We start from the raw sequence: 20,647 nt of genomic DNA, 5'->3' as shown, positions 1-20,647 counted from the left end.
AAGGAATTCAACATGCAAATCAAACTTGCCAACCCCCGCGGATTTTGTGCGGGGGTAGATCGCGCCATTGATATCGTCAACCGCGCGCTTGATGTATTCGGCCCGCCCATTTATGTGCGGCACGAAGTTGTACATAACAAGTTCGTAGTGGAAAACCTGCGTAACCGAGGCGCCGTTTTTGTAGAAGAGCTGGATCAGGTGCCCGATGACGTTATCGTGATCTTTAGCGCACATGGTGTCTCTCAGGCTGTTCGTAAGGAAGCTGAAAATCGAGGGCTTAAAGTCTTCGACGCTACTTGCCCGCTTGTGACCAAGGTGCATATGGAAGTGGCTAAATATAGCCGCGACGGCCGGGAATGCATTCTGATTGGCCATGAAGGCCATCCAGAAGTAGAAGGCACCATGGGGCAGTACGATACACGTAATGGCGGATCGATCTACCTTGTAGAAGACGAGGAAGACGTTGCAGCGCTTCAGGTTCGTAATCCTGACTCGCTAGCCTTTGTTACTCAGACCACCTTGTCCATGGATGACACCAGCAAAGTCATTGATGCTTTGCGCGGTAAGTTTCCAAACATTGGCGGTCCACGTAAAGACGACATTTGCTATGCCACTCAGAACCGCCAGGACGCGGTCAAGACGCTGGCCAGCGAGTCGGATATTGTCTTGGTGGTTGGTAGCCCCAACAGCTCCAACTCTAATCGCTTACGCGAGCTGTCTGAGCGCATGGGCACGCCTGCCTACCTTATTGATGGCGCTGAAGACCTTAACCGGGAATGGTTCAATGGGGTAGGGCGGATCGGTATCACCGCAGGCGCCTCGGCTCCCGAGGTACTGGTGAAAGGTGTTATTGATCAGCTAAAAGCCTGGGGAGCAAGCGAGGGGCTGGAGCTTGAAGGCCAGCCGGAGAACATTACGTTCTCGCTGCCGAAGGAGTTGAGGGTAAAGGCAATATAATAAGGTTGTGTGCCGCCCTTGACTCATGAAGGGCGGTTTCAGTTTCCAGTCTTCTGCTTTTATCGCCGCCAGCACTCAGTTGATGAGGCTGTGGCAGCCTGCCCTCTAACCCCTGTGTTCGTAATTGTTAGCGTTCCACAGCGGTCATTAGCCATAGCTTTTCCAGCGATTGGTACTGCTTGTAGTGTAAAGCCACTCTTGGATACCGCGCTTAGTCCAAGAGTATAAACAGCATTTCCATCGCTAGGAGACGCTGTAAATGGCAGGCTCGGCGCTGTTCCATTTGAATTAGTGTAGGTCCCAGTAGAGGTATAGTGTCGTTCCATAAACTGCACAAGCTCCATTAAGGAAGCTTGTGCAGTTGTTCTGTTTGCTTTGCGAATATGCTCGGTATAAGACGGATAAGCTATTGCCGCAAGTATCCCAATGATGGCAACTACTACCATTACCTCAATTAAAGTAAAACCATATTGAATAGTGCGGCGAGGGACAGCTTTGTCGAATCGCATCTTGCTCATATCCTTTATCACCTGATTTCTCGCCATGAAACTCTGTCAGATGTTCTTGATCCTGGAGGCGCAGGACTGCAGACAGGCTGATCTGCGTTCGCGGACCCCGCAAAACAGATGAGATCAGTACTACCTTCATTAGTAGCATTGCCATTGAAATAGCTAGGTGTATCTATAGCACCTAAATCAGGATTGGAGATTCCAGAAAAAGGAATCTTATTTCCATTAGAGTCGGTGAAATAGTCCTTATCATTGATAAGCCCATCGCCGTTGAAATCAAAATAATTGTACGCCAACCGAGCACCAGTAAACACGTCTAGAGACATTACCCAGCTAGTGGCCCCGCCTGAACAGGGGTCATCAGAGGGTGTTAATGTGCTGAATGTGATGGTGCCATTTCTTAAAACACCTGCCGAGACGACTCGCTCACCTGTAAGGGTATCCGAGCCTCCTTCAGAAGCCTTCCATAATAGATCAAGTACCCAGCCGGATGTGTTTTTCATATCATCCTTGGAGGGCTTACTTAAAACACGGCCTTTCAAGCCATTTACACTGACCTCTTGAGAAATTTTACGCTCTGTTAAGTCCGCTCGGTTTACTGGGTTCCCACGATCAATAATTCCGTAATAAGACTCAATGCGCTGATTCTGCAAGAGATCAGTATCGACGGTTTGGTAGAAACTACCTGTGCCAAATAGAATAATGGGTTTGCCGTCAGTATTAAGAGCGGCTGTAAGAGGTCCTGTAATAGGTTGGACTCTACCTGAGCTGTCTCGTGCTGAGAAAATGGGAGCGATGTTTTGGCTATTATTCTTAAAGCCATCCCACTTGCTTACATCATCTCCTGTTATATCGAATCGCCAAAGGTTGCCTTGGGTATCGCCTACGTAAATACGATCCGCTACTCGGTCATTATTAATATCGATTGCTAAGGGTTGTGCCATTCCTCCAGTAGTGTTAACCGTGAATTTTTTTAGTACATTTCCATCGGCTGCATCAAGAATCCAAACATGACCTTTAGTAACGGATGAGTTTGTAAATCCACTACTAACGATAACGCCGAATTTTCCGTTTGCTAATGCAACTACTGAGGGCTTCTGGACTGGATAAGACATGTCAGGTGCGGTGAATTCCCACATTACACTCCTGGCAGACATAGTGTCCGGATTGGTAGCGTCTAAAGCGAAAACGCTTTTGCCTCCAGCGCCGGTTGTGCCTACAACAATAGTTTTCCAGCTACCGTTTATCCATGCGTCAGAGCTCGTCGGCGAGCCATCTACATAATACTGGTGGGAGTAATTTGGGTCGGTAAGCTTATATAAGTCACCTGTTATGCTTCGAGGTATATAGGCAAAAAGCTCACTACCTCCAGTTGACGAGACGGTCGCGTCAAATCCGTGCAGCATTCCATCATTTGTACCTACCACCACCATGGGCTTACGATTGACATAGTCAGTGCTACGACGAAAGTTCAAATAGCTGCTGCCTGCACCGCCCCAGACTGAAGCAGTCAGCAAGTTGTAGCCATAATCTTGATTAGAAACATATTGGGGATCTGAGTTGATAATATCGCCCAATCGGCTGCCCCTTGAGCGGAATGGGTTAGAAGGAGTCGTTTTGGTTTTTTCTAGGTTTCGCTCGCCACGTAAGTAGTTTAAGCGATTCTGGCCGGTATCACCTTCTACCGTAACGCCATTCGCTCTAGGTGTCTGAAGAGCGGTTTTGGCGTCATTGTCCAGATTATTATTCCAGAAAAAGTCTATACCTCCGATGGAAGTAGAGTAGATCCCTTGCTCTCTGCTGGTAAATCTGTTTGATAGGAATATTTTTCGTGTACTGAGATTAGTTAACGCATCTAATTTGGATGCAGCGCTCCAGGTTGGCGTTGCCGCAACTGAGCCAGAACCGCTGACAGTTTTTGCGAGAAGGTCTCCGCTCCAGTTGGAGCTATTATAGAGAGTCTGAAAAACAGCGCTTTCTGTATTAAGCTGAGTTGAGTTGGTAGCAAGAGATGTAGATGTGCTTCTGACTTCTTGAACAATCTGAGAGAAAGCTGTTTTTAAGCTAGCCGTCATGTTGGCTGCATCGCTTGCTACGAAAAAGTTGTCAGGCCGCTTATCTCCAGTGGACAGTTTTTCACCATTTGTCCACCAAAGATCATCTGTAATGGTGGCGCTGGTGGTCTCATTTGAATAAGGAGAAAAGTTAGAAGGTACTTTAAAACCGCCATATTTAGCGGCAAGCCAGTATTGGTTCGATGCACGCCCTGCCAAACTCTGGTTTTCTCTTACGTCTACCCAATATGTAGAAAGAGTTTGCTTGCCACTCATGTTGGGCCTAAGGTCAACAGTATGAGAGTCATATGCTAAACCTGCTATGTAAGCCGAGTTGGATCTGCCTGTATAGCTACTTGATGTCTCTCTAAGATTAACGCCTTCAAGGCTCCCAACTTTTGCTGTGGCAGTAACTACGTTAACTGTTGTATCTGCTACAACTTCTGGCGGCTTAGGACTAACTTCATCTACTGAGCTGGTGGGGCCAGGGAGATTTTTATCTCTATGAGTGTTTGTGTCACCAATGCCTAGGATGACATTTTTCTGGCAAGAGTAATTAATTGGATCTTGCCAGTTAGTAATAACGGGAAAGCCATCCGCTTGAGCATAGCGATCAGCTTGAGTGCTGCCGGTAAGGTTGCTATATGCAGGAACATTACCCTGGTTTTTAAAATATCTTATAGCTGCGTAATAGAGTTCGCTAACAGGATCCAAACTCTTGATGGTCTTATAGGCAACAGGGTTTGTTTGATAAGGCATGGAAGCGAATTTATTTAAATAATTTATTACGCCACTATCAGCAACACCGTTGCCTGTACTAGCTGCATCGGCAGGGTTAGGGTTTTTTACCAAAATACCAGTGGTAGCATTCCATTCTGCATATGGGTTCGTTGATCCGTCAGTATCTTTCGGGCCTATGCTCTTTTGGTTTGCCCGTAAAACGCCTCCATCGCGTCCTTCGCTGGAGTCGTTAAGGTAGCCAAATACGCTGTAGCGTAGCGTATCCGCATATTGCTGAAGCAGGCCTTCTGGTTTGTAATTAGTTGATGAATAACGCTTACAGTTACTTTCCAGACCGCCTGCCGCAGAGCTTGGATCGCATACTTTTACCTGAACTCTTAAGCGATAAACACTTTTAACTTGTGATCCTCCGTTCTCATTGACGCGATACGAAGGTATGAGCCTGCTATTGTTAAACTGTGCACTATTGTTTGGGTCATAATCGATCCATTCACTCCTTGATGTTGGGTCATCTCCGAGCTTGTCCGACCAATTTGAAAATACCATATCGGTATTTAGGCCCCTTAGACGGATATGCATGTTATTCCAGCCAGAGGAGACTGGGGTGGCGCCCGAGAACTCGGCGGATGGAATCATTCCTTGACTTGAGGTGATTCTATCGCCTGTACTATTTTGGCCACTGTGACGCGCCTTTTGCAAAATAGTAAGGTTTTCTTGGTCAACAGCTCTTAAGCCTCCCGTTAGCGCGCTGCGGAAAGGATCAATAGTCGGCGTTGCGGCCCAATTTAAGAAGTTTCCGCTCCACTTGCCATTACATTTATGATTAGTGGCTAAGCCATTTGGATAGAACCAGCCATCATTGCTAGTCTTGTTATATAGATAGCACTTATCAGAATCGAAGTAACCAGAGTACTCATTGGCTGAATTATAATTGCCTAGGTTTGCAACGGACAAAACAGTAGGCCATTCCACGGAAGGTACCAATGCCAAGCTTCCAGGTACGTTTCCACTGCCTAATAACAACGGTGTCTGGGAAACCTCTGCATGAACGCTTGGTGCTGTAAAGGAAGCAAAAGTTACTAAGGCAAGGCTTTTAAAGATTGAGTAACTATTTTTTAAGGGAGTCATTATGGCGATAATTTCCTTATGCGTTAGCATCTTTAGCGCCTGATAAAAGTTGATTGGAGTAATACGTTTGAGCTTGCAGTAGATTCGTTAGTATCGACCGCAGCGCCGTAGCCTTCTGCTTCTACTCTTACTAGAGCAACCTCAATTGCCTTGCCTGCTTCAAGGCTATCGCCAGGCTTTATAATAGTGACACCAGGGATGGGTGTGATTCGGAATCGTGGCTTGCTTACGCCGACAAGATTCTCGACGCTTTGCCAGCTTCTTTCTGTAGAGGTGTTCTGCCAAAAGTTGACTTCTTTACTCAGAACGAACGCTTCAGCCTGGCGCATGGCCGTTTCGGCGCCTTGAAATGCCAGATTTTGATCGCGCATGTTGCCTGCCATTCGTTCTTGTAACGATGTGCCGCGCATACTGCTTATGCCAATAATGGTCATCAGCAGGAGCACGATAAGAGCGACAAGAAGAACAGCACCCTTTTCTCTATTAGGAAAACTTTCTGTTCTCATGGTAGGCGATTCCGTATTCCTACAGTAGTAGAGAAAACCTGGCCTATACGGCCATCTTCAATGGCCTTAAAAGCGCTGTTAAGTTGTGGTTCTTGGCCGGGGGGTACAATATTTTTTTCATGACTAATAGAAACTAAATTAACCCTTACAGCAACTACTCTGGACCAGTCTAAATCATCTTTTGCATCTACATAATCTTCAGTAATTTTTCCAGTGTCATCACCTAGGGCATATTTTATCTGCATGTCCTGCACGCCCTGTACTAATTCTTCAGGTTCAAATGATGATGCATCAGGGTTGCTGTAATCTATTCGCCAGAGTGACGGAATACCATTATTGCTATTGCTGATGTAATATAAGGAGCTATTATATTTAAGTACTTCAGATTTTAGACTGTAATTATAGCGAAATGACTCCGATGTGCTTAAGGATGCTGTCGCAGGTGCACTGTTGTTTTGAAATATGTCACATCCAACTGGCTCGGATATTAATAGAAGTTCCCCAGTGAGAATGTTTGTTGCTGCAGATGTTTTAATTGTTTTTATTTCGGGTGTAGGAGGATGTGTTATTTTGATCTCTGTTGGTCTAGCTGCATGTTTAAGTAATATAATGTCTGTGCCAGGTAGCCTTTTTTGGGTAAACCAATCAGGTAATTCGTTATCTTTTTTTGTGCTATCCCATCCTTTAAGCCCTGGCGCTAGCTGATACCTATCGTCTTCATTGAGCTTAATTTTCTTCTTAAGAGATGTATCAGGTAACTCGTTTAAGCTCCCAACACACTCACCTCTATACGACGCATTACGTATATCAAATGTTAAGAACTCCATCGCAAACCTACCGGCCTCTTGAACTTCGGAGAGCGCTAGATTGGTCTTGTAAGTCTTGTTGCTGGATAAGAATATTTGTAGCACGCCACCAATAAGCAGTAAGCCCAACACTATGGCAACCATTAACTCTACTAGCGACAAGCCGCGTTGTCTTGATGGATGCAAAATTTTCATAGCTGGGTCCGATACGTAAATATTAATTCTTGATCTGTATTTTCATTAGAAGAGCTTCTAATCTGCGCACGGCTATCATTCCACTTTATGGAAATTGTAAATATCTTGTTGTTATATTCTATTTTTCCAGTGCCATTAGGTAGCAAGTTTGCGAGAGAGTTTAACCACTCGGCTTTGTCCTTTTCAGCGCGGACCGTACTGGCTGTGCTGTTAGCTATAGAGGAGGAAGGGAAAGATGCTATGTTGTAATTCCCCGCTAAGGCGGCTGTACGATTGGCTCGCATGCGATCTGCTATATCTGCAGCTAAAAGTGTTGCTTGTGACCGATAGTAAGCGCCTTGATTAGTTTTAATGCTGGTTGACTGCAAACCAGCAAGGCCTAAAAGGCCTACTGCAAGAATGAAGACTGTAACTAGCACTTCTATCAGTGTAGCGCCCCTTTGATGTTTTTTTTCTGTAATCATGTTTTAGACTTTGGGCATATGATTATTGAGCCCATCTTTGAGACTTTAAGAGAAGAGGTACTTTCGGCGTCACAGTTGTCTGGCGTTACACTTATAGTGCTTTCAGCAGTACTAGCACCGTTAGGCAAAAACATAATACCCTCTCCAGGGCCTTTAATATTGTCATTAGTTTGCTTCTCCCAAATGCGAATTATGTCGCCGCTTACCTGACGAACCAACCAGCCGCTGGACCAGTCTGCTCCACTATCACAATCAGTACCTGTGTCATTACGAGGACAGACAATCACATTTTTACGCCGCTTTAACGCCTCCGATCGAGCTATCTGAAGCGCGCCATTGAGCTCGCTAACCAAGGCTCTCGCGCGAGAGCTTTGAATTAAGTTGTTGAATGATGGCACTGCAATAGTAAGAACAATCGCAAGGACTGCTACAGTCACCATAAGCTCGATTAGCGTAAAGCCGCGTGCGGAACGCATCCTTGATTCCTTGCAGAGAAATAATCGGCATGATGCCTTTGCAGATCAGGTTGCTCAAAAACACAGGTGACGTCTGGTCAATTGTTTTATCTGTGTGGTCGCCAATCCATTTTCACTAGCACCGGCTACTGGTTGGAGCAGGCTGTATCCGTACTCTCCCTGCTTTATTAATCACTACCTGTTTTAAGGCCTCGTTATTTCGACAGAGAGTAAAGGTGCCATTCTGATAATCAGTAGCGCCGTTAGGCTTGAAGGTCAGGAAGGGGCGTGCGCGAAAACCGGACCAGTGCCAACTGTAGCCAGTTGGTATGTTTTCGCTTGATACAATACTGAGTATCTCATCAGTCTGCTCGCCTTGGTTTGCAGTCTGAAAAACTAGCATCGCTCCTTGCCATATGAAAGAGCCACTGCAACTGCCCTGGCTTTCGTGACAGACCGTTGTGCTTCGATTTTGCGTTATAGCCTGAAAGCGGGCGCGGTAAAGCGTCTGAGCTAATCGGTTAGTCGCTTCGTACTGTGTTATTCGGTCTGTAAGCGCGCTAAAGGAAGGTATGGCGATGCCAATGGTGATGCTAAGAACAACGATAGTTGTGAGTAGTTCGATAAGGCTAAAGCCTTGTTGGTATAGTTTCATTAACAGCATCCATGCATCGTTATCTAAAAATTAGCCATCCTGGCGTAGTGGCTTTTTGCCTTCGTGCGATTTTGTTGTCAATTAAGTAGTTATTGAGGTGTGACGTGGTTTTTGACGTGGCGATAATCGGCGGAGGCGTTATTGGTCTGCTTTCGACTCTGCAGCTTGCATTGGCAGGACAAAGGGTTTTGCTTCTGGATAAAGCTGAGCTTGGTCAGGAAGCCTCTTGGGCGGGTGGCGGTATCGTTTCCCCGCTTTATCCGTGGCGTTATAGTCCTGCTGTTACTGCCTTGGCACACTGGTCGCAAGACTTCTATCCCATGCTTGGTAGCCAGCTTTTAGAGAAAACCGGCCTTGATCCTGAAGTCCATGTAACAGGGTTGTATTGGCTGGACCTTGAGGATGAAGCGGAAGCTCTTTCTTGGGCTGAAAGCAGGCAGCGCCCTCTGGCCTCAGTGCCTATAGGTGAGGTCTACTCACATATTCCGGTATTGGGGGCAGAGTTCAAAAAAGCTATCTACATGCCGGATGTAGCCAACGTAAGAAATCCGCGTTTGGTTAAGTCCCTTCAGGCAGCTTTGGCTGCTATGCCTAACGTAACCTTAAAAACTGGAAGTGAGGTACAGGCGTTTCTTCAGGAAGGAGACGCCATCACCGGCGTTTACGTTGATGGCATTGCTATCCAGGCTGAGCGCGTTGTGGTCTCAGCTGGGGCATGGAGCGGCTCGCTGTTAGCCAGCGTCGGAATCCATTTGCCTGTTGAGCCGGTAAAAGGGCAGATGATGCTTTTCAAGTGTGCCGACGACTTTCTTTCCAGCATGGTGCTGGCGAAAGGGCGTTATGCCATCCCTCGGCGAGATGGTCATATTCTTGTTGGCAGCACATTGGAGCATGTGGGATTTGATAAAAAACCTACAAAGGCTGCCCATGAAAGCCTTTTGAGTTCAGCTGTTGAGCTATTGCCCGCGCTGGAAAATAGTCAAGTGGTGGCTCAATGGGCAGGGCTCAGACCAGGATCACCCGAAGGTATTCCTTATATTGGACCCGTATCGGCCAAACCCGGTTTATGGCTTAACTGCGGGCATTATCGCAACGGCTTGGTGTTAGCACCTGCCTCCTGTCGATTGCTTGCTGATTTAATGACAGGGGAGGTGCCTATTATTAATCCGGCGCCGTACTTGCCGGATTCACGCCTGGAAATCGGTTACCTATAGATCAATCGATACCCAGCTTCTTTAGGCGATAGCGCATCGAACGGAAGGAGAGGCCGAGCCGTTCAGCGGCCGCTGTGCGGTTCCAGCGAGTCTCTTCAAGCGCCTGCATAATCAGCTTTCGCTCGATTTCTTCCAGGTAATCTTCAAGATTGCTGATATTGGCCAGGCTGGTTTCGCCAGTGCTGGATGACTGGGGCGTATCTGCAAGGCGAAGATCGCTGGGTTTGATCAGGTTGTCCTCGCAAAGCGTATAGGCTCGCTCAAGCATGTTTTCCAGTTCACGAACATTGCCTGGGAAGCGGTAGCTCTTGAGTTTGGCTAGAGCATCATCGGTTAACTGAGCAAGATCGTGTTGTGACTCCTTTGCGAGGCGCTTCAGGATGGTCGCGCACAGTTCCGCGATATCTTCGCGCCGCTCCCGTAAGGGGGGAACGCGAAGCTCGATAACGTTGAGACGATAGAACAAGTCCTGCCGGAAGCGATCAGAGGCCACTTCAGCGGCCAAATCTTTATGTGTAGCACTCAGTATTCGTACATCCAGGGCTATTTCCTGCTGCCCCCCTACCGGCCGCACGGCCTTTTCCTGAATGGCTCGAAGAAGTTTTACCTGCATGGCTAGCGGTAAATCGGCGACTTCGTCCAGAAATAATGTACCGCCTTGTGCGGCCTGAAATAAGCCCTGCTTATCCTCAATGGCGCCTGTAAAGCTACCTTTTTTATGGCCAAAAAATTCACTTTCCATCAGTTCGGAAGGAATGGCGCCACAGTTGACGGGAATGAAAGGACTGTCTGCACGAGGGCCTTGCTCGTGAATCAGTCGGGCAACCAGCTCCTTACCGCTGCCCGACTCACCGCTGATATAGACCGGGGCCTGGCTGCGAGCGAGCTTGCCAATTTGAGCTCTTAGTGTCCGCATAGGGGGCGAGTCACCTAAGAGCCTGTGATCAGCCACCTTGATAGGAGCGGGAGCTGATGTGCTTAGGCGTAAGGCGGTGCTGACAAGCTCGCGAAGCCGAGGAAGGTCGACAGGCTTGGTGAGGTAGTCGAACGCACCGGCTTTAAGTGCCTGGATAGCGGTATCCAGACTTCCGAATGCCGTAATCATGGCGACTGGAACGTTTGGATGTCTCTGTTGGATATGCTGGACCAGTTCCATGCCGGAGCCGTCTGGCAGGCGCATGTCGGTCAAACAAAGGTCGAAAGATTCTCGGGCCAGTAGATCCTTTGCATCTTTCACATTCTTTGCGCTAAAGGTGTCGAGCTTCATGCGACCCAATGTGATCTCTAAAAGCTCTCGGATATCGGGTTCGTCATCAACGATCAGGACTTTCTGTCGATTCATGTTCAGCTCAACTTGCGCGGATGGGCAAAGGTAACGCGGAAGCAACCGCCTTGTTCCTGCTGGCGGTAGTCGAGGCGGGCCTGGTTACTCTCGCATAACTCACGAGAAATATAGAGGCCGAGCCCCGTTCCTTTGCTCTCAGTGGTAAAGAAGGGTTCAAAAAGATTAGTGATCTGGTCTTCAGGTACGCCTGGCCCATCATCGATGACATCCAGTATGGGAAGGTCTGAATCGGGATCACGAAAAAGATCCAGCCATACTTGTCCTTTACCATGTACCTTGCTGCTATGACGCAAGCCATTTTGCACAAGGTTGGTCAGGACCTGAGTCAGCTGGCTGGGATCCATTCGGGTTTGTATCGTACCTGATGTAGTTTGCACATAGACAAACTGTTGCTCTCGCAGGGTTGTTCTGAACTCACCGGCAAAACGGTGTACCCAATACTTGAGGTCCAGAAGTTGGGGCTCAGCCTGGCGGCGTCTGGAGAGTTGCAGCACGTTTTCGATGATGATGTTCATACGCCGCGAGTGATCCTGAATGATCTGGGCCAGGCGTAGATCATTCTGATCGAGCGCTTCCGATTCCTGTAAGAGCTGCGCTGCATGGCTTATGGCTCCTAGCGGGTTGCGGATTTCGTGGGCGATGCCAGCTGTAAGGCGTCCTAGTGATGCAAGCTTCAACTGCTGTGCTTGCTGAGCAATGCGAGAAATGTTTTCCAGGAAAATCAAAGTATGCTGTTTGCCGCTTCGCTGTATAGGCACGAAGCTGGGCTGGATCAGTGGGCCTTCGCTAAAGGCCTGTATAGGCGCAGGGCGAAGCGTCCGATTCCTTTCCCATTGGTTTAGTCGCTCCATCAAGTCAGGGCACTGGTCATTTAAATTCCCTGTGTCTAACTCCGGATGGCCGAGCAATTCTCGGGCAGCAGGGTTGGCCAGAATAGGCGCTAGCCTTGCGTCCAAAACCAGAATGCCTGTCCGCATACGGTCGAGGATCAGAGCATTCAGGTTTTCCAGGTCTGCTACAACATGTGCCCTTTCTTCAGCCAACGTCTGGCTTTTAGAGAGGCGGCTGACTAGGCTCTGTACTAGAAATGCCGCTGCAAAGCATAGGGCGCCCAGCCCCCCCGCCTGAACGTACTGGTTGGCTTCCGTAGGAAGGCTAAGGCTTCTGTAGGCAGTTGCATAAATGAGCGCGAGAGTAGCCAGGGCAGCCAGCAGAATTCCAATGCGACCAACAAGAAGAATATTGGCGATCGATACAGTAATGATGATCAGATTGCCAATACCGCTCGGCGTGCCGCCTGCGCTATACATGAGGTATGTAAGCAGCCCGATATCGATCAGCGCTAGTGTGAATATCTGCTTTTGCTTATTTAATGGCGGTAGAAAAATCGCCAGGATATTACTGGCTAAGTAAATCCAGCTGCTGATAACAAAATTTTTGCCTTCAGTTACTTTCAGGAGGTTGTCATCCAGATTGGTAGAAATCAGAAGGATGAAAACCAGCCCAACAATAACCCGGTAATAGTGGTACAGCCTCAGGATGCGATTGTCCTGCAAATTATGGTGAAGAAAATCAGCGCTCACTGTTCAGGCTTTTTTGTAAATGGTCTTGGCAACAGAACCAGCGCTCACCATGGGGTAAGGCTTTCTCTTGGGGAATGTGTACGCCACAGTGGACGCAGCGAACCATTGGTTGTGGTTTTGTCAGGTGTTTTTTCTGTCGCTTCTTTGGCTTTGCCTGCAATAGACGGCGGCACAACCATACAACGGCAATGATCAGGGCTAACCAGAAAAGCAGGCGAAACAAACCCATAATATTCTCTAGGTAATGGCGCTACCGTATTAATACCTGTTTTTAGGTGTTACAGCGCATTAGACGACTTGAAAAAGAAACTATACCGCAGCTTTTGATGACGATTGGAGCCTTATACATCATCACGGTTTTCTTATGAATGCGGCCGTGTTCTGGTAGTGCATGGCTGTCAAATAAAAAAGGAGGCTTAAAGCCTCCTTTTCGCTCAGTCTTAATCAATCGAAAAGACCAAATGTCAGGCGACTGAACCACGAGCGATGTGGCGTCTGTGAGTCTTCAGACGCTCCACCAGCAGGCTGATTCTCTGGGAGCAGCTCTGGCGGAATTTCACGCTTGGCATCTTCGTACTGGCGCTGTACATCCTGAGCTGCGCGTGTCTCGCCCGGAGGAAGAGGCTCGCTGGGGCGATCAACCAGCCCCAGCGTTGCACGAGCAAGCCAGGAGCGCTCATCTTCGTCACGCTGCTTTAGCTTGAACTCGCCGTTATCCAGGCTTGGATTGTCCGGGTAGTTCATTTTCAATGTTTCAAGGCTTGTTGCCGCCAGCTCATTGAGGCCAAGGTGCTGATACGCCTCTGTCATGACAGCCAGACCATCACCTACCGATGGTGTGCCCTGGAAGTTCTCGACAACGTAACGGCCACGGTTTGCTGCAGCGACATAGGCCTTACGACGCAAGTAATATTCGGCAACGTGGACTTCATAGGCCGCCAAAAGATTGCGTAGGTAGGTCATGCGCGCCTTGGCGTCAGGTGCGTACCGGCTGTTTGGAAAACGGCTGGTGAACTGAGCAAAGTCATTGAACGAGTCGCGCGCAGCGCCCGGATCGCGCTTGGTCATATCCAGTGGAAGGAAGCGAGCCAACAGACTGCGATCCTGCTCAAAGGATGCTACACCTTTCATGTAATAGGCATAGTCGACGTTAGGATGCTGCGGGTGCAGACGAATGAAGCGGTCTGCCGACGTACGGGCAGCTTCAGGCTCTCCGTTCTTGTAATTTGCATAGATAAGCTCAAGTTGAGACTGATCTGCATAACGGCCAAACGGATAGCGGGACTCAAGAGCCTTGAGTTTGCTGGCAGCCTGGTTGTAGTTGTTGTTATTCAAATCTTCCTGAGCTTGCTTATAGAGCTCGGTTTCGCTCAGGTTTTCTGCCACTTCAGGTGCTTTGGAGGAACAGGCAGCGGTGAGGGCGAGGCTGGCGATCAGCAGCAGGTGCTTCAATTGCATGGCGGCTTTGCGTTCCCTGAAACGGTCGGCTGACGGAGCCGGAACCGTCCTGTTATGATGAACAACCCGGCATGAATATCACGCCAGGGCAAAAAGTTTTCGTATTTAACCACAGCGTGTGGCTGAAACCAAAAGCTACACGCCTTTGTTGGCAGCTATGTCCGATATTATCCAACTCAACGCCGAAGTGCCTACAGAACTCGGCGGTCAGCGCCTCGACCAGGTAGCGGCTCAGCTGTTCTCTGAATATTCCCGTTCTCGCCTGTCATCCTGGATCAAAGATGGCAGTCTAACTGTTGACGGCGCGGTCCTGCGCCCACGTGACATGGTGCATGGCGGCGCCTTACTGGCTTTACGCGCAGAGCGAGAAGCACAGGGTGACTGGGTAGCGCAGGACATCGAGCTCAATATCGTCTATGAAGATGACCATTTGCTTGTGCTGGACAAGCCCGCCGGGCTAGTCGTTCACCCGGCGGCAGGTCATGCGGACGGTACATTGCTCAACGCGTTACTTCACCACGTACCATCATTAGCAAATGTCCCTCGTGCCGGCATCGTCCATCGCCTGGATAAAGATACAACCGGCCTGATGGTTGTTGCCAAGACCTTGGAGGCGCAGACCAATCTGGTGGCCCAGCTTCAAGCGCGCTCGGTCAGTCGCATTTATGAAGCGGTTGTAGCCGGTGTGGTGGTCTCTGGCGGTACTGTGGATGCACCGATAGGGCGTCATTCCCAGCGGCGCCAGCAAATGGCTGTTGTCACCGGAGGAAAGCCAGCTGTAAGCCACTACCGCGTTCTGGATCGATTTCGTGCCTATACGCATGTGCGCGTCAAGCTGGAGACAGGCCGGACCCACCAGATACGGGTTCATATGACCCATATAGGTTTTCCTCTGGTAGGTGATCCGGTTTATAGCGGGCGCTTTCGTATTCCGCCTGCTACCAACCCGACACTGATAAAAACGCTCCGAGAGTTTCCTCGGCAGGCGTTGCATGCTCGCTTTCTGGAGCTTGATCATCCCATTACCGGGGAGCGTCTGAGCTGGGAGTCTCCCTTGCCTGAAGACCTGGTTTGGCTGCTTAGCCTCTTGCGTCAGGATCGAGAGGCCTTTACCGGATGACTGATTGGCTGATTCCCGACTGGCCTGCGCCTGCCAACGTTAGAGGCTGCGTTACTACTCGGTCAGGGGGTATCAGCTCTGGTCCTTACGAGAGCCTCAATCTGGGCGATCATGTACAAGATGATCCGGCCGCGGTAGCCGAAAATCGGCAGCGGCTGATCGACTCGCTAGGGTGTCGACCCGCTTGGCTGAAACAAGTACATGGGGTTTGCGTCGTTGAGGCGGACCCTGAACAAGTACTTGAGGCTGATGCCTCCTGGACATCAACGCCGGGTATTGCTGCAACGATCATGACGGCCGATTGCTTGCCCGTCCTTTTTTGTAATCGACAAGGTGCGCGCGTAGCTGCTGCTCATGCAGGGTGGCGAGGCTTGGCGAACGGCGTGCTTGAGGCGGCAGCTGCATCGCTTGAGGCCAGTCCTCAGGATGTATTGGTCTGGTTTGGGCCCGCAATTGGCCCCAATGCCTTTGAGGTTGGAGCTGAGGTGCGCGAAGCATTCCTTTCACAGCAGTCACATGCACAGATAGCCTTCAAACCTAGCCACAACGCCGGGCGATTTATGGCTGATATCTATCAGCTGGCGCGGTTGCGGCTGGAAGCTATAGGCATTGACGCTGTATATGGTGGCGGCCTGTGTACTTACACGGATACGGAGCGGTTCTACTCCTATCGGCGCTCTTCCCAGACAGGGCGTCTGGCCAGCCTGGTCTGGCTGATCTAACCCTTAAATCAGGCGTGACTTAGCTGATCTGCATCAAATGGCCAGCGCTTGAATCGAGCAGAATTGTCCTTATGTAAGAGGCATCTCGGCGGGTAATCGTTGTGACGCTTTTTATGGTGCGTCCCTGACCCGCGCTCATATAAAGGACATAGTCATGCGAATTGACCGTTTAACCAGTAAATTGCAACTTGCGTTGGCCGATGCCCAATCCTTGGCGGTTGGGCATGACCATCCGGCGATCGAGCCGGTGCATCTCTTTTCGGCCCTGCTGGATCAGCAGGGGGGCTCAATTCTTCCGCTGCTTCGTCAGGTTGGCTTTGATATTCAATCGCTTCGCCAGGCCTTGACCAAGGAGCTGGATAGTCTGCCCAAGATTCAGAACCCTACCGGGGATGTCAGTCTGTCCCAGGATCTGGCGCGTCTGCTAAACCAGGCTGATCGTTTGGCCCAGCAGAAGGGGGACCAGTTCATTTCAAGTGAATTGGTGCTTCTGTCTGCCATGGACGAGAACACCAAACTAGGCAAGATGTTAGTAGGTCAGGGTGTTTCCCGTAAGGCTCTGGAGAATGCTGTCAATAATCTGCGTGGCGGTGACGCGGTTAATGATCCTAATATTGAAGAGTCCCGTCAGGCATTGGATAAGTTTACGGTTGACCTTACCAAGCGTGCAGAAGAGGGCAAGCTTGATCCTGTGATTGGTCGAGACGATGAAATTCGTCGGACTATCCAGGTCCTGCAGCGCCGTACCAAAAATAACCCGGTACTGATTGGTGAGCCGGGTGTGGGTAAGACCGCCATCGTTGAAGGGCTGGCTCAGCGGATCGTCAACGGGGAAGTGCCCGATGGCCTGAAAGATAAGCGTTTGCTTGCCTTGGATATGGGCTCGCTAATTGCGGGCGCCAAGTTTCGAGGTGAGTTTGAAGAGCGTCTCAAGGGTGTGTTAAACGAGCTTTCCAAACAGGAAGGGCGCGTAATACTTTTTGTTGATGAACTCCATACCATGGTTGGCGCCGGTAAGGCAGAAGGTGCCATGGATGCGGGCAACATGCTCAAGCCCGCATTGGCACGGGGTGAGCTGCATTGTGTGGGCGCCACGACTTTGGACGAGTACCGTCAGTACATCGAAAAGGACGCCGCGCTGGAGCGTCGCTTTCAGAAAGTCCTGGTTGATGAGCCGAGCGAGGAAGACACCATTGCTATCCTGCGCGGCCTGAAGGAGCGGTATGAAGTACACCATAAGGTGGCCATTACTGATGGGGCCATCATTGCAGCAGCCAAGCTCTCGCATCGCTACATTACGGATCGGCAACTGCCTGACAAGGCTATCGATCTGATCGACGAAGCCGCCAGCCGTATTCGGATGGAAATCGACTCCAAGCCCGAGGCGCTTGATCGTCTTGAGCGTCGTTTGATCCAGCTAAAGGTTGAGCGGGAAGCGCTCAAGAAGGAAAGCGACGAGGGCGCTTTGAAGCGTCTCGGTAAACTCCGGGAAGACATTGCTCGGCTTGAGCAGGAATACGCCGATCTGGAAGAGGTCTGGAAGGCCGAGAAAGCCGAAGTTCAAGGCTCAGCGCAGCTGCAGCAAAGGATTGAACAGGCCAAGCAGGAGCTTGAGCTGGCGCGCCGTAAAGGCGACCTTAACCGTATGGCGGAACTGCAATACGGCGTTATTCCAGACCTTGAGCGTAGCCTGCAGATGGTTGACCAGCACGAAAAGCCGGCCAATCAGCTCTTGCGTAATAAAGTGACCGAGGACGAGATTGCTGAGGTTGTTTCCAAGTGGACAGGTATCCCGGTCAGCAAGATGCTTGAAGGCGAGCGTGACAAGCTGTTGCGTATGGAAGATGCGCTTCATCAGCGTGTTATTGGCCAGCATGAGGCTGTAACGGCGGTAGCCAATGCTGTCAGACGTTCTCGTGCAGGGCTGGCTGATCCAAACCGACCCAGCGGGTCATTCTTGTTCCTGGGCCCAACAGGTGTTGGTAAGACCGAACTCTGCAAGTCATTGGCTGAGTTCTTGTTTGATACGGAAGACGCCATGGTCCGTATCGATATGTCCGAGTTTATGGAGAAGCACTCTGTCGCCCGCCTGATTGGTGCGCCACCAGGGTATGTCGGTTATGAAGAGGGTGGCTATCTCACCGAGGCGGTGCGTCGTAAGCCGTACTCCGTTGTTCTGCTGGATGAGGTAGAAAAGGCGCATCCGGATGTATTCAATATCCTGTTGCAAGTACTGGATGATGGACGTCTGACAGATAGCCAGGGACGTACCGTTGACTTCCGTAATGCCGTCATCGTCATGACTTCGAATTTGGGATCGGCGCAGATTCAGGAGCTGGTAGGTGACTCAGAGGCACAAAGGGCTGCCGTCATGGATGCGGTCTCGGCTCACTTCCGGCCGGAGTTTATTAACCGAATCGATGAGGTTGTTGTTTTCGAGCCTCTTGGCCGCGATCAGATTGCAGGCATTGCTGATATTCAGCTGAACCGCTTGCGCCAGCGTCTGGCTGAGCGAGAGTTGGATCTGACGCTTTCGGCTGAGGCGATGAGTAAGCTGGTAGCAATAGGGTATGATCCCGTCTATGGGGCGCGTCCCTTGAAGCGTGCGATCCAGCGTTGGATCGAAAACCCACTGGCGCAGCAGATCCTTTCTGGACAGTTTGTTCCAGGCAGCAAAATAGAGGCGCGAGTAGAGGGCGACCAAATCGTATTTGCTTAACCTGGTAAAAGGCGCCTAAAGGCGCCTTTTACGTTTTCAGGAGGGGGCTATCTTAAGTACATGAATTTTTTGCAATAAAATTTGCTAAAGGGTGTTGACACAGAATCCAATACCCGTAAAATGGCGCACCTCAGCTGATGCAGCGCAGCTTAACGCTGAAGAGCAAAGGTTGAGATTGGAGGGTTTGAAGTTCCGCGATAGCTCAGTCGGTAGAGCAAATGACTGTTAATCATTGGGTCCCTGGTTCGAGTCCAGGTCGCGGAGCCAATTAACTTCCTAGTCGGGGTATAGCGCAGCCCGGTAGCGCGCCTGCTTTGGGAGCAGGATGTCGGGAGTTCGAATCCCCCTACCCCGACCATTAAGTGGGTCGTTAGCTCAGTCGGTAGAGCAGTTGGCTTTTAACCAATTGGTCGTAGGTTCGAATCCTACACGACCCACCACTTTCTTCTCTAAGCTTAAATTCTTAAGCTTATCTGTAAAGCACAGCGGTGTTATTCTCGCTGTATTTTTCTTTCTAAATTTTCTTTATTTTGGATTCTTAATCCAAGCTACTGCTTTGCGTGTTTGGCTCGCTTGTATTGGTACGCCCTGCCTGCGTACTGCAAGCAGGGCGTTTGTCGATTAATGCAGCTTTAGTCTTGGCTTTAACGTATGGCCTAGATGATCACTGATGATTAGCAGCAGTGTCCTAAAGTTGCCATAGAGTGCTCGCTGGTGCAGCCGATAAAGCGACACGTAAAACATGCGCGCCAACCAGCCTTCCAGCATAACGTTCCCTGTTAAGTTACCCATGAGGTTACCTACGGCTGAATAACGCGAAAGCGAGATCAGGGAGCCGTAATCCTTGTAATGGTATTCAGGTAATGCTTCACCCTTCAAACGAGCCATGACAGATTTCACCAGCAATGATGCCTGTTGGTGTGCGGCCTGCGCCCGAGGTGGAACATTTCGGCTGTCTTCTCCCGACATAGGGCAAGCCGCGCAATCACCAAATGCAAAGATATTGTCATCCAGCGTGGTCTGAAGGGTAGGGCGTACAACCAATTGGTTGATGCGGTTGCTTTCCAGCCCGTCTAGGTTGGCAAGAAACTCCGGTGCCCGGATGCCTGCGGCCCATACTTTCAGTTTGGCGGGGATGAACTCCCCGTTCTTGGTTGTCAGCCCTTCTTCTGTAATAGAGCTTACGGCTGCGCCTGTCATAAGGCGGACTCCCAGCTTTTGCAGTTGTTGGGCAACAGGTTCCCCAATGCGCTCGGGTAGCACAGGGAGGACGCGGTTGCTAGCCTCGATGATTGTAATGCGAAGATCTTCTGGTCGAATGCGATTCAGACCATAGGAGACCAATTGCTGAGCTGTATTGCAAAGCTCTGCTGCCAGCTCCACCCCGGTTGCGCCAGCGCCAACGATAGCAATATCAATCGGTGCGGCCGTTTCGCTGCTTGCTTGAGCATACAGGTATTGGTTAAGCAGTTGCTGATGAAAACGTTCTGCTTGGGCGCGGGTATCAAGAAACAGGCAATGCTCTGCCGCGCCTGGCGTACCAAAGTCGTTTGTCTTGCTGCCGATGGAAATGACCAGCGTGTCATAAGGCATGGTCCGCTCGGCAAGAATCTCTTTACCGTGCTCATCGGTAATAGCCGCCAGACGGATATGCTTATTTTCCCGATCCAAACCAACCAGACGGCCAAGTTGAAACTCGAAGTGATTCCATTTGGCTTGAGCGACATAGTTGAGCTCATCGGCCGAGGAGTTCAGGGAGCCGGCTGCAATCTCATGCATGAGCGGCTTCCAGATATGGGTCAGGTTAGCGTCTACCAGGGTAACGTGAGCTTGCTTGCGCTTTCCGAGCTTCCTACCCAGGCGGGTAGCCAGCTCCAGACCTCCTGCGCCGCCGCCGACGATTACAATTCGATGTGTCATGGTGTTTCATACTCATAGTGTTGAAATTCGGTAGCGCGCAGGCAGCTAAGGTGCCCGCGTCGATACGAGCTGCTGATACTCCGGCTCGTACAAGAA

Annotated in this window: 17 protein-coding genes and 3 tRNA genes; 8 read left to right on the top strand and 12 right to left on the bottom strand. The window is 50.1% G+C overall.

Features of this window, described 5'->3' with window-relative positions; translation table 11 throughout:
* Window positions 1-12: 12 nt before the first annotated feature.
* Window positions 13-957, top strand: a complete 945-nt coding sequence (ispH, locus tag IEX86_RS02290) for a 4-hydroxy-3-methylbut-2-enyl diphosphate reductase (RefSeq protein WP_188864440.1) — start codon at window positions 13-15, stop codon at window positions 955-957.
* A gap of 59 nt (window positions 958-1,016) precedes the next feature.
* Here ispH and IEX86_RS02285 read toward each other — a convergent pair whose 3' ends face one another.
* The 7 genes from IEX86_RS02285 to IEX86_RS25555 form a co-directional block, all read right to left on the bottom strand.
* On the bottom strand, window positions 1,017-1,475 hold the full coding sequence (locus IEX86_RS02285; protein WP_308423874.1) for a type IV pilin protein: 459 nt from the start codon (window positions 1,473-1,475) through the stop codon (window positions 1,017-1,019).
* Between the two features lie 8 nt (window positions 1,476-1,483).
* Complete coding sequence (locus tag IEX86_RS02280) at window positions 1,484-5,419, bottom strand: pilus assembly protein (protein ID WP_188864439.1); 3,936 nt, start codon at window positions 5,417-5,419, stop codon at window positions 1,484-1,486.
* Between the two features lie 2 nt (window positions 5,420-5,421).
* A complete protein-coding gene (locus IEX86_RS02275; protein WP_188864438.1) occupies window positions 5,422-5,895 on the bottom strand; it encodes a pilus assembly PilX family protein in 474 nt (157 codons plus the stop codon).
* Window positions 5,892-6,896, bottom strand: coding sequence for a PilW family protein (locus IEX86_RS02270; protein WP_188864437.1), 1,005 nt, complete (start codon window positions 6,894-6,896; stop codon window positions 5,892-5,894). The genes IEX86_RS02275 and IEX86_RS02270 overlap by 4 nt, the downstream gene beginning before the upstream one ends.
* Window positions 6,893-7,360, bottom strand: a complete 468-nt coding sequence (pilV, locus tag IEX86_RS02265) for a type IV pilus modification protein PilV (RefSeq protein ID WP_188864436.1) — start codon at window positions 7,358-7,360, stop codon at window positions 6,893-6,895. The genes IEX86_RS02270 and pilV overlap by 4 nt, the downstream gene beginning before the upstream one ends.
* A complete protein-coding gene (locus tag IEX86_RS02260; RefSeq protein WP_188864435.1) occupies window positions 7,357-7,836 on the bottom strand; it encodes a GspH/FimT family pseudopilin in 480 nt (159 codons plus the stop codon). Before IEX86_RS02260 ends, pilV begins: the two co-directional genes overlap by 4 nt.
* 115 nt (window positions 7,837-7,951) lie before the next feature.
* Complete coding sequence (locus tag IEX86_RS25555; protein WP_188864434.1) at window positions 7,952-8,470, bottom strand: GspH/FimT family pseudopilin; 519 nt, start codon at window positions 8,468-8,470, stop codon at window positions 7,952-7,954.
* A 104-nt stretch (window positions 8,471-8,574) separates the two neighbouring features.
* Between IEX86_RS25555 and thiO the strand changes: the two genes are divergently transcribed.
* Window positions 8,575-9,684 carry a glycine oxidase ThiO gene (gene thiO / locus IEX86_RS02250; protein ID WP_188864433.1) on the top strand — a complete coding sequence of 370 codons (1,110 nt, stop codon included), beginning with the start codon at window positions 8,575-8,577 and terminating at the stop codon, window positions 9,682-9,684.
* Between the two features lies 1 nt (window position 9,685).
* On the opposite strand, the gene IEX86_RS02245 is transcribed toward thiO, so the two are convergent.
* The 4 genes from IEX86_RS02245 to IEX86_RS02235 form a co-directional block, all read right to left on the bottom strand.
* A complete protein-coding gene (locus IEX86_RS02245) occupies window positions 9,686-11,026 on the bottom strand; it encodes a sigma-54-dependent transcriptional regulator (protein ID WP_188864432.1) in 1,341 nt (446 codons plus the stop codon).
* A 2-nt stretch (window positions 11,027-11,028) separates the two neighbouring features.
* The gene (locus tag IEX86_RS02240) at window positions 11,029-12,612 is read right to left on the bottom strand and encodes a sensor histidine kinase (protein WP_188864431.1); all 1,584 of its coding nucleotides are present in this window, start codon (window positions 12,610-12,612) and stop codon (window positions 11,029-11,031) included.
* Complete coding sequence (locus IEX86_RS24930; protein WP_229685231.1) at window positions 12,602-12,841, bottom strand: PP0621 family protein; 240 nt, start codon at window positions 12,839-12,841, stop codon at window positions 12,602-12,604. Before IEX86_RS24930 ends, IEX86_RS02240 begins: the two co-directional genes overlap by 11 nt.
* Window positions 12,842-13,056: 215 nt before the next feature.
* Window positions 13,057-14,070, bottom strand: a complete 1,014-nt coding sequence (locus IEX86_RS02235) for an outer membrane protein assembly factor BamD (protein WP_188864430.1) — start codon at window positions 14,068-14,070, stop codon at window positions 13,057-13,059.
* Window positions 14,071-14,227: 157 nt separating this feature from the next.
* Between IEX86_RS02235 and rluD the strand changes: the two genes are divergently transcribed.
* From rluD to IEX86_RS02205, 6 genes are all read left to right on the top strand, one after another.
* Window positions 14,228-15,190 carry a 23S rRNA pseudouridine(1911/1915/1917) synthase RluD gene (rluD, locus tag IEX86_RS02230; RefSeq protein WP_188864429.1) on the top strand — a complete coding sequence of 321 codons (963 nt, stop codon included), beginning with the start codon at window positions 14,228-14,230 and terminating at the stop codon, window positions 15,188-15,190.
* On the top strand, window positions 15,187-15,912 hold the full coding sequence (gene pgeF / locus IEX86_RS02225) for a peptidoglycan editing factor PgeF (protein ID WP_188864428.1): 726 nt from the start codon (window positions 15,187-15,189) through the stop codon (window positions 15,910-15,912). Before rluD ends, pgeF begins: the two co-directional genes overlap by 4 nt.
* Window positions 15,913-16,066: 154 nt before the next feature.
* The gene (gene clpB / locus IEX86_RS02220) at window positions 16,067-18,631 is read left to right on the top strand and encodes an ATP-dependent chaperone ClpB (protein WP_188864427.1); all 2,565 of its coding nucleotides are present in this window, start codon (window positions 16,067-16,069) and stop codon (window positions 18,629-18,631) included.
* 191 nt (window positions 18,632-18,822) lie between these two features.
* Window positions 18,823-18,898: transfer RNA gene (locus IEX86_RS02215), tRNA-Asn, on the top strand.
* A gap of 14 nt (window positions 18,899-18,912) precedes the next feature.
* Window positions 18,913-18,989, top strand: a tRNA-Pro gene (locus IEX86_RS02210).
* Window positions 18,990-18,995: 6 nt separating this feature from the next.
* Window positions 18,996-19,071: transfer RNA gene (locus tag IEX86_RS02205), tRNA-Lys, on the top strand.
* 181 nt (window positions 19,072-19,252) lie between these two features.
* Here IEX86_RS02205 and IEX86_RS02200 read toward each other — a convergent pair.
* Window positions 19,253-20,551, bottom strand: coding sequence for an NAD(P)/FAD-dependent oxidoreductase (locus IEX86_RS02200; RefSeq protein ID WP_188864426.1), 1,299 nt, complete (start codon window positions 20,549-20,551; stop codon window positions 19,253-19,255).
* Window positions 20,552-20,647 lie beyond the last annotated feature (96 nt).

The organism is Pseudomonas asuensis (assembly GCF_014646755.1).
GTDB classification, from domain to species: Bacteria; Pseudomonadota; Gammaproteobacteria; order Pseudomonadales; family Pseudomonadaceae; genus Chryseomonas; species Chryseomonas asuensis.
Note: the sequence above shows the minus strand (reverse complement) of the source record. Positions and strands in the feature narration are given on the sequence as shown.

Coding starts and splice junctions, on each gene's coding strand:
- ispH (WP_188864440.1), top strand. CDS start 13: ATGCAAATCAAACTTGCCAACCCCCGCGGATTTTGTGCGGGGGTAGAT.
- IEX86_RS02285 (WP_308423874.1), bottom strand. CDS start 1,475: ATGAGCAAGATGCGATTCGACAAAGCTGTCCCTCGCCGCACTATTCAA.
- IEX86_RS02280 (WP_188864439.1), bottom strand. CDS start 5,419: ATGCTAACGCATAAGGAAATTATCGCCATAATGACTCCCTTAAAAAAT.
- IEX86_RS02275 (WP_188864438.1), bottom strand. CDS start 5,895: ATGAGAACAGAAAGTTTTCCTAATAGAGAAAAGGGTGCTGTTCTTCTT.
- IEX86_RS02270 (WP_188864437.1), bottom strand. CDS start 6,896: ATGAAAATTTTGCATCCATCAAGACAACGCGGCTTGTCGCTAGTAGAG.
- pilV (WP_188864436.1), bottom strand. CDS start 7,360: ATGATTACAGAAAAAAAACATCAAAGGGGCGCTACACTGATAGAAGTG.
- IEX86_RS02260 (WP_188864435.1), bottom strand. CDS start 7,836: ATGCGTTCCGCACGCGGCTTTACGCTAATCGAGCTTATGGTGACTGTA.
- IEX86_RS25555 (WP_188864434.1), bottom strand. CDS start 8,470: ATGAAACTATACCAACAAGGCTTTAGCCTTATCGAACTACTCACAACT.
- IEX86_RS02245 (WP_188864432.1), bottom strand. CDS start 11,026: ATGAATCGACAGAAAGTCCTGATCGTTGATGACGAACCCGATATCCGA.
- IEX86_RS24930 (WP_229685231.1), bottom strand. CDS start 12,841: ATGGGTTTGTTTCGCCTGCTTTTCTGGTTAGCCCTGATCATTGCCGTT.
- IEX86_RS02235 (WP_188864430.1), bottom strand. CDS start 14,070: ATGCAATTGAAGCACCTGCTGCTGATCGCCAGCCTCGCCCTCACCGCT.
- rluD (WP_188864429.1), top strand. CDS start 14,228: ATGTCCGATATTATCCAACTCAACGCCGAAGTGCCTACAGAACTCGGC.
- pgeF (WP_188864428.1), top strand. CDS start 15,187: ATGACTGATTGGCTGATTCCCGACTGGCCTGCGCCTGCCAACGTTAGA.
- clpB (WP_188864427.1), top strand. CDS start 16,067: ATGCGAATTGACCGTTTAACCAGTAAATTGCAACTTGCGTTGGCCGAT.
- IEX86_RS02200 (WP_188864426.1), bottom strand. CDS start 20,551: ATGACACATCGAATTGTAATCGTCGGCGGCGGCGCAGGAGGTCTGGAG.